The organism is Flavicella sp. (genome assembly GCF_037132785.1).
GTDB lineage: Bacteria > Bacteroidota > Bacteroidia > Flavobacteriales > Flavobacteriaceae > Flavicella.
Genome location: NZ_JBAHZZ010000133.1, coordinates 1 through 13783, shown reverse-complemented (window position 1 = coordinate 13783; position 13783 = coordinate 1). Strand labels below are relative to the sequence as shown.

The following is a 13783-nucleotide window of genomic DNA, read 5'->3' as shown; positions in this document are numbered from 1 at the left end:
CTACTAATTGTAGAGCGAGCTCTGTTGAGTATTTTAGCAATGTATGTTTTGTTCTTTTTTTCTTCTAAAAGAGTCTGAATAATCACCCTTTCTTTTAGGGTAAGTCGGCGATGTTTTTTTACTACCATTTTACAAATCTATAAATTTAGATTTGTTGCGTTAAGTTATTGAATGGAGGAAAGTCATTAGACTACTGGGTAATCTCAATTTTTGATTAAATTGAGGTTATGTTTTTTAGTACCTTTGTTGTAAGCATTTATGTTTTAGTAAGGATTGAGCTAGCCCTAGTGGAGTGATGGGAGCAACACCGTGCATTGAGTCGAGAAACATATTAGTTAGCCCACATAAGTCTTAGAGAAATCTAAGGCTTTTTTATTTGCTGTAATTATACTTGAAATGAGTTTTATGAAAAATGTTGGGCAATTACGCAAAGAAAAAAAGCTAACCCTATAAGGATTAACTTTTTACAATACACTTTTGTTGACCCACAAGGACTCGAACCTTGACTGACGATACCAAAAACCGGAGTGCTACCATTACACCATGGGTCAATTGCTTATTGCGGCTGCAAATGTAAGATAAAGTTTCAATTCTACAAATAAATTTTGTCTTTTTATGAGTGTTTTTTTATAACCAAATCCCAACTCACAATCAGTCAGATATATGTTAAATAACATATAAAAAAAGCAAATTGATCAAAGTATGCTGCCCCTTTTTGCAACAGTATTCACTTTTAATTATTAAATTCGCACTCATATATCACAAAACAAATTATGTTTTTAAAGAACTACGAAAAATTAAATATCATTTTAGGTTGGGTAATATTCGCTATCGCCCTAATCACTTATACATTAACGCTTGAACCAACTGTTAGTTATTGGGATTGTGGTGAATACATTTCTACCTCTGTAAAACTAGAAGTAGGTCACCCTCCAGGCGCTCCTTTGTTTCAAATGCTTGGAGCTTTCTTCGCAATGTTTACTTCTGAGCCAACACAAATAGCCAAAATGGTAAATTTCATGTCAGGTTTATCTAGTGCATTTACAATTTTGCTAATGTTTTGGACAACTACCAATCTTTCAAAAAAACTTGCTTTAAAATCTGGTGCATTCTCAGATAGTAAAGCAATCGCAGTATTAGGAAGTGGATTGGTAGGATCTTTAGCCTATACATTCTCTGATAGTTTTTGGTATAGTGCTGTAGAGGCTGAAGTATATGCCATGTCTTCCTTATTAATGGCATTGCTATTCTGGCTAGCTTTAAAATGGGAAAATGAAATGCACACTCCTAGAGGAAATAAATGGCTCCTGTTAATCTCTTTTGTTGTTGGTCTTTCCTTTGGTGTTCATATCCTTTCTTTACTTGTAATACCGTCAATTGTATTTGTTTATTTCTATAAAAATTACAAAGAAATTGATTATAAAAAATTTATTATCGCAAACATAGCCGCTGTTCTTGTTTTAGCTTTTGTATTTATATTCTTATTCCCTTTTACGCTAAAATTCTTTAGCATCACAGAAATTTTCTTTGTTAATAGTCTCGGACTTCCTTTCAACTCTGGTAGTCTCATTGCAGGGATTGCCTTAATCGCAGGATTCTTTTATGCATTAAAATATACACGATCTAAACGAATGGTAAAGGCAAATACCCTTACCCTTTCTGTTTTATTTATTATGATCGGTTTTTCTTGTTGGTTAATGTTACCCATTCGCTCAAACGCCAATACAACAATCAACGAAAACAAACCAGTAAGTGCACGTGAACTTCTAGCCTACTTCAATCGAGAACAATACGGAGATGCCAATGTTTTTTATGACACTTATTATTCAATCACTTACAACCGTGAACAAAAGAAAGATGACAGCGGTAATTCCATCTACGAAGACGGGAAGCCTAAGTACGAAAAAGACAAAAAAGCGGGTAAATATGTGATTGTAAACAACTACAAAAACTCAATGCCTGTTTATACTGATGAACATAAAGGCTTTATCCCTAGAATGACAAATCCAAGTGTCATAGACAACTATAAATCTGTTGCAGGAATAGATCCTGAGAGCAAAGAAAGACCCACATTTGCACAAAATATTAAATTTATGTTCAGTTATCAATTCGGCTATATGTATGGTCGGTATTTGATGTGGAATTTTGTAGGTCGCCAAAATGACGAGCAAGGAACTCTTGATATCCATAATGGTAATTGGCTTAGTGGGATTAATTTTATTGACGAAATGCGACTAGGACCACAAACTGACCTGCCTAGTGATATCAAAAATAACAAAGGAAGAAACAAATATTACTTCTTCCCTTTAATTTTAGGAATTATAGGTCTTATTTTTCAACTTAAAAAAGATCAAAACAATTTCTATACATTATTTCTGTTTTTTGTATTTACAGGGTTAGCAATTATATTTTACACGAACCCAAAACCATTTGAACCGAGAGAAAGAGATTATGCCGTCGTAGGATCCTTTTACATCTTTGCCATATGGATAGGATTTGGAGTATATGCATTGTTTGATTACTTGAAGAAATTTGCAAACCCCAAGACTATTGCACTAGCCGTATCCGTTATTTCACTCTTAGCAGTCCCAACATTAATGGCTTCTGAGAACTGGGATGACCACGATAGATCTGGAAAATACACAGCTCATTTTAATGCAAGGGCTTATTTAGACTCTTGTGACGAAAATGCAATTATGTTTACTATTGGTGATAACGACACTTTTCCTCTATGGTATATGCAAGAAATGGAAAACTACCGTACTGACGTCAAACTTATCAATACAAGTCTTTTTGCAACAGATTGGTATATTGATCAAATGAAGAGAAAAACCTATAAAGCAGACCCTATTCCATCTCAATTGACACATGATCAATACAAACATGGAACTCTAGATGTTGCTTATCACTTCCCTCAAACTGAAAAAAGATGGGACATCAAAGATTTCATGAAATGGATAGCTTCAAGCGACGAAAGAACTTATTTTGAAACTGAAAATGGACATAAAGAAAAATTCTATCCAACCAATAAAATCAGATTAAAAGTAGACAAAGAGCTTGTTCTGAAAAGCGGCTTAGTTCCCGCAAAAGACTCTACTTTAATTGTTCCTTATATCGATATTGACATTGACGAACAAGGTCTTACAAAGAATAGAATTTTAATGTTAGATATCTTAGCAAACAACAATTGGAAACACCCAATATACTTTACAGGAGGCGCCAACGCCGATGAAGAATACATTTGGTTAAAAGATTATCTTCAATTGGATGGTCTTTGTTATAAGTTTATCCCGATAAAAACCACAAACCAAGGAAGTATGTTTGACATGGGGAAAATTTATACCGAAAGTCTGTATGAAAAAGTAACAGGATGGGATTGGACAGAAATCAACTCAAAAGACATTTATTTAGACATTGAATCTAGGAAAAACTCCATTTCTTTTAGAAATAATTTAATGCGTTTGACCGAAGCTTTAATTGAAGAAAATAAATTTGAAAAGGCTGAAGAAATCTTAGACTTAAGTCTTTTTGAAATGCCTATTGAAGACTACGGGCATTACGGAATATCCTTAGGTTATCCTGAATATTACTACAAAATAAACAAAACAGAAAAAGCGCGTGATGTATCAGAAACTTTGATCAAAATATTTCAAGAAAAATTAGTTTACTACAGTAGATTTGACGATTCTTGGTTGAACTTTACCTTTGATGAAATTGAACTTAATTTAAACATGTATAGAAGTGTTTTAAGGGATGTTAATACTTACGAAAAAGATAAAACTTATATAAAAAACATTGAAGATGAATTTATCAATCATGTAAAACTATATCAAGATATAATGGAATAAAATTTACCGCCCATGAATGCATTATTTGTAAAAATTCCAAAGTGGGTACAACGATTATTTAAAAATAAGACATGGTCTATCTCTACGACAGACAAAGAAATATATTTAACTTTTGATGATGGACCTACTCCTAAGATTACTGAGTGGGTTCTAAATCAACTAGAACAACACAATGCAAAAGCAACTTTTTTTTGTATTGGAAAAAACATTAAAAAACATTCTGATACTTTTAATAAGATCACTGCTAATGGTCATAGCATCGGAAATCACACATACAACCACTTAAAAGGTTGGAATACTCCCTCAGATGTCTATTTAGAAAACATCCTAAAAACAGAGCGGATTTTGGAGAGAAAATCAAATTCAAAAAAACTCTTTAGACCTCCTTATGGTAAAATCACAGCGAAACAGTCAATAAAAATAATTGACAAAGGATATAAAATTATTATGTGGGAAGTTTTAAGTGCAGATTTCGATTCGAATATAAACAAGGAAAAATGTTTAAAAAACGTACTAAAAAACGCGAAATCAGGTTCGATAATCGTTTTTCATGACAGTATAAAAGCCTCAGCACATATACAATATGTACTACCAAAGGTATTAGAACACTTTAAAAAAAAAGGATATCGTTTTAAAGCAATTACCTAAGCATATTTCTGAACCAATCCAATCAAAGTCTTTGCATCTAACTCACCAGACTGACGCCATTTCATTTGACCTTCTTTATAAATTATAAAAGTAGGATTCGCTTTTACCTTTAAGGCATCTGCAAGAATTTCATTTTTATCGATGTCTATTTTTATAACTTTTGCCTTATCTCCTAAAGCTGCCACTACATCACGTAAAACCTCTTGTGGGTTTTCTCCTGTTTTATCCCAGTCAAAATAAAAATCAATTAATACAGGAATGTCCAAATTTATTAGTTCTCCAAATTTCGTCATAATTCGTTGGCTACCATTTTTATTTATTCTTTGTTTTACTTGTATTTATTGCTAAAAAACACGAAAAACCTTCTGCAAGATACAGAATTTATATTTCCTTAAAAAAATAATTTTTATTACACCATAATTTTAACTTTAATTTATTAACAACATTTTCGCTACAATACAACTCACAAAATTTCAAACCTTTTCTGTACATTTACAGCTTCATCAAAAAACATATATTATGGCCACTCAAAAACGTGTATTTCTACTCGATGCATTCGCATTAATCTTTAGAGGTTATTACGCATTAATTAAAAACCCAAGAATCAATTCTAAGGGTATGGATACATCAGCCATCTTAGGTTTTACTAATTCGTTATTAGATGTTATCCGACGCGAAAAACCAGATTTATTAGCAGTTGCATTCGATAAAGGAGGGTCTGATGTCAGAAAAGAGGCCTACTCGGAGTACAAGTCAAACAGACAAGAAACACCAGAAGCTATAAAAATTGCAGTTCCATATATTCAAGAAATATTAAAAGCTATGAATATACCAATCATAGAACATAAAGGAATTGAAGCGGATGATTTAATTGGCACTCTATCCAAACAAGCTGAAAAAGAAGGATACCAAGTATATATGGTTACCCCAGATAAAGATTACGCTCAACTGGTTTCAGAAAACATCTTTATGTATCGACCTGCAAGAATGGGGAATGGTATTGAAATTTGGGACGTAGAAAAAGTTAAAGAAAAATTTGGAATAGAAAACCCATTACAAGTTATCGACTATCTAGGTATGATGGGTGATGCTGTAGACAACATCCCTGGACTTCCAGGAGTTGGAGACAAAACTGCCAAAAAATTTTTAAAGCAATACGGAAGCATGGAAACCTTGCTTGAAAACACCCATGAATTAAAAGGTAAAATGAAAGAAAAAATCGAAGCAAACAAAGACCTCGGTATCCTTTCAAAACAACTAGCAACGATCATACTAGACTGCCCTGTTCAATTTCATGCAGAAGACTATATCCTAACTTCTCCTGATTTCCAAAAAGTAAATGATATTTTTCAAGAACTTGAGTTTAGAAGAACACTTGAAACTATACAAAAATTATTCAAACAACCTGAAAACACTGTAACCAATCCGGATGAAATAGTTCAAGGAAAAACAAAGAAAAAACAAGAATCAGAAACATCACAATTAGATCTATTCTCTTCTCCTTATATTGAAGAAAAGACACATACTGGATTCCAAACTATTGCAACTAGTGATCACGTTTATCAATATGTTAACACACATCCAGCGAGAAGAAAATTACTTTCAAACCTTTTACTTCAGAAAGAAGTCTGTTTTGAAGTAAAAACGGACTCCTCCGAATTAAATATTATTGGTATTTCCTTTACATATGAAAGTGGAAAAGGCTACTTTTTGACTTTACCTAAAGACGAAACCTCTACTTTAGAAATTCTAAAAGATTTCAACGTATTTTTCTGTAATGAAAACATACTTAAAATAGGACAAAACCTAAAACGAGACATCAAAGTACTGGGTCAATTTGAAATCCCTGTAAAAGGCCAATTGTTTGACACAATGCTAGCACACTATCTATTAAATCCAGATATGCGTCATCAAATAAACGTACTGGCAGAAAACCACCTTAACTACCAAACTATCTTGGAAGAGACAGTTACTGGAAAAGGCAAAAAAACAATAGAGTTTGGAGACGCTGAATTAAAAAAACAAGCCGAATTCGCCATTGAAAATACGGACATCGCTTTTCAATTAAAACCAATTTTCGAAAAAGAACTAGAAACAAACGGACTAACAAAACTGTACAAAACAATAGAAATCCCATTGCTAATCGTTCTAGCAAAAATGGAAATAGAAGGAATTAATTTAAACACAACCTACTTAAAGACACTCTCTAAGACAATTAGCAAAGATATTGATGCTTTAGAAACGAGCATCTATAGTCAAGCAGGTGAAGATTTCAATTTAGCTTCGCCTAAACAACTAGGTATTGTTTTGTTTGAAAAAATGAATCTCGTTGAAAAACCTAAAAAAACAAAAACAGGTCAATATGCTACAAATGAAGATGTCCTTTCTAAACTAGCCACAGAGCACACTATTATCAAGAAAATTATCGAGTGGAGAGGCTTGGTTAAATTAAAAAGCACCTATATCGATGCGCTTCCTAATGAAGTAAATCCAAAAACAAATAGAATTCATACAACATACGGACAAACGGTAGCAGCTACAGGCAGATTAAGCTCTAACAATCCGAACTTACAAAACATTCCTATTCGTACAGAACGAGGAAAACAAGTAAGAGAATCTTTTATTCCAAAAGACGACAATTATGTTTTATTTGCAGCGGATTATTCTCAAATAGAATTGAGAATAATCGCATCATTAAGCAAAGAAGAAAATATGATTCAGGCATTTAAAGAAGGACAAGATATCCACGCTACAACAGCAGCAAAAGTATTTGGAATCCCGCTTGAAGAAGTAACAAGAGAGCAAAGAGGGAATGCAAAGGCAGTAAACTTCGGAATTTTATACGGTCAAGGAGCTTTTGCTTTAGCAGACCAAACAGGAATGACACGAAAAGGAGCCAAATCACTTATAGAAGCCTATTATGAAACATATCCAACCCTGAAGGCATATATGGCAAAACAAGTAGATTTTGCGAGAGACAATGGTTATGTAGAAACCATCTTAGGTAGAAGACGCTATTTAAAAAACATCAATTCACAAAACGGAATGGTACGCTCTGGAGATGAAAGAAATGCAGTAAATGCACCGATCCAAGGAAGTGCTGCTGATATCATCAAAATTGCAATGATCAATATTCAAAAACATTTCGACACTAATACATACAAATCAAAGATGTTATTACAAGTACATGATGAATTGGTATTTGATATGCATAAGGACGAACTATCAACACTGGAGCCAATCATCAAGAACAAAATGGAAAATGCCTTTAAACTTTTAGTTCCTTTAGATGTTGAAGTTGGAACTGGAGACAACTGGCTACAAGCACATTGATAAATTTACATTGAGAAAAACACAAATACCACCCCCTTATTCACTCAGAATTAACAGATGGTTTTTGCTCAACTCCATCTGCCTATAAAACAGCTAGTAAAATATTTAAAAACACTATTGTTCAAGTAGATAATTGTTCTTATATTTGCAGCCCTTTTAAAAGGGAAAAAATATTATTAATCAATACAAAAACTAATAGTGTATGAACACATTAAGTTACAAAACAGTATCGGCAAACAAAAACACTGTCAAAAAAGAGTGGTTAGTTGTTGATGCGGACGGACAAACATTGGGTCGTTTTGCTTCTAAAGTAGCAATGCTAATTAGAGGTAAGTACAAGACAGACTTCACTCCTCACGTTGATTGTGGAGACAATGTAGTTGTTATCAATGCAGAAAAAATTATTTTAACTGGAAAAAAATGGACTGACAAGTCTTACATCCGTCATACGGGTTATCCAGGTGGTCAAAGATCTTTAACTGCGACAGAAATGTTTGAAAAAGATCCTACTCGTTTAGTCGAGAAAGCTGTAAAAGGAATGTTACCTAAAAATAAATTAGGTGCTGCGCTTTTCAGAAACTTATATGTATATGCAGGAACTGAGCACAAACAAACTGCTCAAGAGCCTAAATCATTTAACGTAAACGACCTTAGATAATTATGGAAACAATTCACAAAATAGGAAGAAGAAAAACGGCTGTAGCTCGTATTTACTTAAAAGAAGGAAAAGGAAATATTACAGTTAATAAAAAAGCTTATGATAGCTACTTTACAACTTCTACGTTAAAATATAAAGTTCAACAACCTTTAGTTTTAACTGAAAATGTCGAATCTTTCGATATTACAGTTAATGTTTTTGGAGGTGGAGTTACTGGTCAAGCAGAAGCAATTCGTTTGGCTATCTCTAGAGCTTTGTGTGAAATTGACCCTGACTATAGAGCAATTTTGAAACCAGAAGGTTTACTTACTAGAGACCCAAGAATGGTTGAACGTAAGAAATTTGGTCAAAAGAAAGCAAGAAAAAAATTCCAATTCTCGAAACGTTAATCCGTTTTATTGGGTTTTTTATTCAAAAGTCTTTTATGGACTTTACAAAACTAATTATAATCAAGTTATCGAAACCCTGTTTAGGCAGGGTTTGTTTAGCATCTAAATAATTAAGACCGTCAAATAATAAAACGCTACTTAATTATTGCTATTCATAGAGAACGTAAACAAATAACAAAATGGCAAACATCGAAATTAAAGATTTATTGGATGCAGGTGTACACTTCGGACATCTTACAAGAAAATGGAATCCAAACATGGCTCCTTATATCTATACTGAGCGTAATGGAGTTCATATTATTGACCTTTACAAAACAGTTGCTAAGATTGAAGAATCTGCTATAGCTTTAGAAAAAATTGCTGCATCAGGAAGAAAAATTCTTTTCGTAGCAACTAAAAAACAAGCTAAAGACATTATCGCTGAAAGAGCTGCATCTGTAAATATGCCTTATATTACTGAAAGATGGCCTGGAGGAATGTTAACTAACTTTGTTACTATCAGAAAAGCTGTTAAAAAAATGGCTCAAATCGATAGAATGAAACTTGACGGATCTTTTAATGCTTTATCTAAAAGAGAGCAATTACAAATCGATCGTCAAAGAACAAAATTAGAAAAGAATTTAGGTTCTATTTCTGACATGACTCGCTTACCCGCTGCATTGTTTGTTATTGATGTAAAGAAAGAGCACATTGCTGTTTCTGAAGCTCAAAAACTAAACATTCCAGTATTCGCTTTGGTTGACACAAACTCTGACCCAAAAGCTATAGATTTTGTAATCCCTGCTAATGATGATGCTTCTAAATCAATTGAAAAAGTAATCGGTTTCTTAATTGAATCAATTGCAAACGGCTTAAGTAACAGGAAATCTGCGAAAGATAAAGCTGAAGCTACTCTAGCTCCTGCTGCTAAAGTAGAAACTGCTGCTCCAACTCCTGCTGCTAAAATAGAGACTGCTTCTCCAACTGCTGTTGCTCCTGAAGTAAAAGAAGAAGAAGAAAAATAATATTGTTATTCATTTAACTCGTTTAATAAACAACATAAAAGTATAATATCATGGCAGGAATAAAAGCTGCAGACGTTATGAAGTTGCGTAAAGCAACTGGGTCTGGAATGATGGATTGTAAAAAAGCTTTAGTAGAAGCTGAAGGTGATTTTGACAAAGCAATTGAAGTTCTTAGAAAAAAAGGACAAAAAATAGCTGCAAAAAGAGCTGACAGAGATTCTTCTGAGGGTGCTGCAATCGCAAAAGTAAACGCTGACAATACAGCTGGTGTATCTATCGTATTAGCATGTGAGACTGATTTTGTAGGGATGAACGAAAGTTTTGTTGCTATGGCTACTAAATTAGCGGAACAAGCTTTAAACTACACGACTAAAGAAGAGTTTTTAGCTTCTGATTTCGGTGGAATTACTGTTGCTGAAAAATTAATCGAACAAACAGGAGTTATCGGTGAAAAAATTGGCCTCAACGATTTCACAAGAATTGAAGCTCCTTACGTTGGTTCGTATATTCACGTTGGAAATAAAATCGCTTCATTAGTTGGTTTATCAGCTAAGATCGATGGAATTGAAACTTTAGCTAAAGATTTAGCTATGCAAGCTGCTTCTATGGGTGCAACTTCTTTGTCTTACAAAGATTTTGACCCTGCATTTGTAGCTTCTGAAACCGAAGCTCGTATTGCAGTTATCGAAAAAGACAATATTGAATTAAAAAGATTAGGAAAAACATTGAAAAATGTACCTCAATTTATTTCTATGTCTCAATTAACTGAAGAGGTATTAACAAAAGCTAAAGAAGCTGCAAAAGCGGAATTAGCTGCTGAAGGAAAACCAGAAAAAATCTGGGATAGAATTTTACCAGGAAAACTGGAAAGATTTATTTCTGACAATACTACTTTAGATCAAGAACAATGTCTTTTAGATCAAAAATTTATCAAAGACGAAAAGAAAACAGTTGCTCAGTACGTAAGTTCTGTAGGTGACGTTTCTGTAGTAAATTTCTCTAGAGTTTCTTTAGGTTAATTTACAAATCATTTTTTCAAAAAGGCTGTTTGTTTTCAAACAGCCTTTTTTGTTTTATATAATCCATAATATTCCCACTATATGCATTGGCTTTCAGATACAGATATCAATTTCCCAAACGTGGAACAGGTAACAGAAGAAGGAGTCATAGCGTTAGGGGGAGACTTAAGTTCAGAACGGCTTATACATGCTTACGCTAATGGAATCTTCCCTTGGTATAGCCAAGATGAACCTATCGTATGGTATTGTCCAGATCCTCGAATGGTTCTATTCTTAGATGAACTAAAGATTTCTAAAAGTATGCGAAATATTTTGAAGAAAAACATATTTACAGTAACATTTAACCAAAACTTCGAAGAAGTCATTGCTAATTGCAAAACCATAGATAGAAATGACGGTTTGGGCACATGGATTACAAAAGACATGCAACAATCATATATAAAATTACACAAACAAGGCATCGCAAAATCAGTAGAGGTTTGGCAAAACGGAGAACTTGTTGGCGGATTGTATGGCATGGATCTAGGACATGTCTTTTGTGGAGAAAGCATGTACTCTAAGATCAGTAACACTTCTAAAATAGCCTTTATATATCTTGTTGAAAAACTAAAAAAGGAGAACTACAAACTCTTAGATTGCCAAGTTTACAATGATCACTTAGCCAGTCTAGGTGCTGAAGAAATACCACGTGACATTTTCCTTTCTATTTTAAAAAACAATTAAAATACTCCAATCAACATCTTGGATACTGTTTGTCATTTTCATTAGCCACTATCTTAAAAGACTTGCTTATATTTGCTATGTTTAAACAATTAGACGAATGGACATAAAAAACGCACAATTAACTGTTGATAAATGGATTAAAGAACACGGTGTTCGCTACTTTAACGAATTGACCAATATGGCTCAACTAACTGAAGAAGTTGGTGAAGTCGCCCGTATTATAGCTCGACGTTACGGTGAACAAAGTGAAAAAGAAAGTGACAGAAACAAAGATTTAGGTGAGGAATTGGCAGATGTTGTTTTTGTGGTTTTCTGTTTAGCGAATCAAACTGGTATTGATCTTCAAAAAGCTTTTGACAAGAAATTAGATTTCAAAACAAACAGAGATCATGATCGTCATCATAACAACAAAAAATTAAAATAATATGAATCAAAATATTTTAGAAGTTCCTTTTTGGAAAGTAGCTGCTCGGTTTACCGTAAGCTTCTTATTACTATTAACTTTGGTATTAACAGGAGCAACCTATTTTAGGTTTGGAAACTTAGATGCTATCAATAATAGTATAGCAGATGGAACTTGGACAAAATTTATTTTTATCCGAGTGGCATTAGGAATCGTATACGGAATAGCAATGACTTATTTCACAAGAAAAAGAGAAAAAAAAGCACAAGGGAATAGACACAATGGATAGTTTAAAATTAACACACTTTACAGGGAGATTAGTCAAAGAAATTCAAATCACAGGATCTAAAAGCGAAACAAATCGTTTATTAATCTTACAAGCATTGTATTCAAACCTCGAGATTGAGAATATATCTAACTCTGATGACAGCAAACTGATGATAAAAGCCATTTCTTCAACGGAAAAGGAAATAAATATTGGTCATGCTGGAACTACAATGCGTTTTTTAACTAGTTACCTTTCTATCAAAGAAAATTCTGAAGTTACTCTTACTGGCTCAGGTAGAATGAAAGAACGCCCTATTGGAATATTAGTGGATGCATTAAGAACACTTGGCGCAAACATCACTTATGTTGAAAACGAAGGTTTTGCTCCGCTTAGAATTAAAGGCACAAAATTAAAAGGAGGAAAGATAACGATTAACGGAAATGTAAGTAGTCAATATATTTCTTCTTTATTATTGATAGCAGCTAGCTTAGAAAAAGGAATCGAATTAGAATTTGAAGGTGCAATCACCTCAGTTCCTTATATTCAAATGACATTACGTTTGTTAAATGAAGTGGGAATTGAAACTTTTTTCGAAGGTTCATTAATAAAAATATCTCCAAAATCAATTATTGAAAATAAAAACATCACAGTAGAATCGGACTGGAGCTCTGCATCTTATTATTACAGTTTGGTTGCTTTAAGTACTAACGGAAGAATAAAACTGAGTTCATACAAACAAAAAAGTTTACAAGGAGACAGCGTACTTTCTGAAATCTACAAAAGTTTCGGTGTTCAAACTACTTTTGAAGAAAACAGCATCACTTTAAAAAAGGTAAATAATTTCACAAACCCAGAAATTGTTAGTTTTGATTTAATAAAAGCACCAGACATTGCACAAACTATTTCGGTAACAGCGTTTGGAATGGGAATCGCTTGTGATTTAACAGGACTACATACCTTAAAAATAAAAGAAACCGATCGTTTGGTTGCACTAGATGTTGAATTAAAAAAATTAGGAGCGGAAATTTCTGTTACGAATGATAGTCTGCATTTAAAAAATTCAACACAAATAAAAAGTAACATCTCTATAAATACTTACCAAGATCACAGAATGGCAATGGCCTTTGCTCCCTTGCTGCTAAAAACATCAATCATCATAAATGAACCAGCTGTAGTTTCAAAATCCTACCCTACTTTCTGGGAAGATTTTTCTAATTTTCAGTAATTACACCAAATAAACATCAAATTAGTTTCTATTTCCTTTATATTTCAAATAAAACAGACCCGTAACCTAGGCTATGCAAGACCGTTGCAAGGTACATGACAAAAACAAAGACCCAAACTTAGGCTGTAAATCATTGTTTGTTAGCTTATTAAGATGTATATTCAAGCCATGAAACTACAAATAACACCTACTTTTGCAGATAGCATTTGTGATTTACGCACAAGAAAGATAAAAGCTACATTTTTTAGTCAAATAAATATTCTTA

At 33.2% G+C, this 13783-nt stretch carries 12 protein-coding genes and 1 tRNA gene; 11 read left to right on the top strand and 2 right to left on the bottom strand.

The annotated features are described in order from the left end of the window. Positions 1-480: 480 nt before the first annotated feature. A tRNA-Gln gene (locus V5787_RS08840) sits at positions 481-551 on the bottom strand. 222 nt (positions 552-773) lie between these two features. Here V5787_RS08840 and V5787_RS08835 point away from each other — a divergent pair. Together V5787_RS08835 and V5787_RS08830 are read left to right on the top strand one after the other, a co-directional pair. Further along, entirely contained in the window at positions 774-3848 is a 3075-nt protein-coding gene (locus V5787_RS08835; RefSeq protein ID WP_336892880.1) for a DUF2723 domain-containing protein, read from the top strand. Between the two features lie 12 nt (positions 3849-3860). After that, positions 3861-4496, top strand: a complete 636-nt coding sequence (locus tag V5787_RS08830; protein ID WP_336892879.1) for a polysaccharide deacetylase family protein — start codon at positions 3861-3863, stop codon at positions 4494-4496. Here the strand turns inward: V5787_RS08830 and V5787_RS08825 are convergent. Next, entirely contained in the window at positions 4493-4789 is a 297-nt protein-coding gene (locus V5787_RS08825) for a thioredoxin family protein (RefSeq protein WP_336892878.1), read from the bottom strand. The two genes, V5787_RS08830 and V5787_RS08825, sit on opposite strands and share 4 nt — an antisense overlap. Before the next feature lie 226 nt (positions 4790-5015). Here V5787_RS08825 and polA point away from each other — a divergent pair, with 226 nt between their 5' ends. From polA to V5787_RS08780, 9 genes are all read left to right on the top strand, one after another. Then, positions 5016-7829: a DNA polymerase I gene (gene polA / locus V5787_RS08820; RefSeq protein ID WP_336892877.1), complete on the top strand. Its 2814-nt coding sequence runs from the start codon at positions 5016-5018 to the stop codon at positions 7827-7829. Positions 7830-8031: 202 nt separating this feature from the next. Next, a complete protein-coding gene (gene rplM, locus V5787_RS08815; RefSeq protein ID WP_336892876.1) occupies positions 8032-8487 on the top strand; it encodes a 50S ribosomal protein L13 in 456 nt (151 codons plus the stop codon). A gap of 2 nt (positions 8488-8489) precedes the next feature. After that, entirely contained in the window at positions 8490-8876 is a 387-nt protein-coding gene (gene rpsI, locus V5787_RS08810) for a 30S ribosomal protein S9 (RefSeq protein WP_336892875.1), read from the top strand. 179 nt (positions 8877-9055) lie between these two features. After that, positions 9056-9880 carry a 30S ribosomal protein S2 gene (rpsB, locus tag V5787_RS08805; RefSeq protein WP_336892874.1) on the top strand — a complete coding sequence of 275 codons (825 nt, stop codon included), beginning with the start codon at positions 9056-9058 and terminating at the stop codon, positions 9878-9880. Between the two features lie 50 nt (positions 9881-9930). Next, on the top strand, positions 9931-10899 hold the full coding sequence (tsf, locus tag V5787_RS08800) for a translation elongation factor Ts (protein ID WP_336892873.1): 969 nt from the start codon (positions 9931-9933) through the stop codon (positions 10897-10899). 81 nt (positions 10900-10980) lie between these two features. Then, complete coding sequence (gene aat / locus V5787_RS08795) at positions 10981-11622, top strand: leucyl/phenylalanyl-tRNA--protein transferase (RefSeq protein WP_336892872.1); 642 nt, start codon at positions 10981-10983, stop codon at positions 11620-11622. A gap of 97 nt (positions 11623-11719) precedes the next feature. Continuing rightward, entirely contained in the window at positions 11720-12046 is a 327-nt protein-coding gene (locus V5787_RS08790; RefSeq protein WP_336892871.1) for a nucleotide pyrophosphohydrolase, read from the top strand. A gap of 1 nt (position 12047) precedes the next feature. Beyond that, the gene (locus tag V5787_RS08785; RefSeq protein WP_336892870.1) at positions 12048-12314 is read left to right on the top strand and encodes a hypothetical protein; all 267 of its coding nucleotides are present in this window, start codon (positions 12048-12050) and stop codon (positions 12312-12314) included. Continuing rightward, positions 12307-13518, top strand: coding sequence for a 3-phosphoshikimate 1-carboxyvinyltransferase (locus V5787_RS08780; protein ID WP_336892869.1), 1212 nt, complete (start codon positions 12307-12309; stop codon positions 13516-13518). Before V5787_RS08785 ends, V5787_RS08780 begins: the two co-directional genes overlap by 8 nt. The last annotated feature ends 265 nt before the right edge of the window (positions 13519-13783 follow it).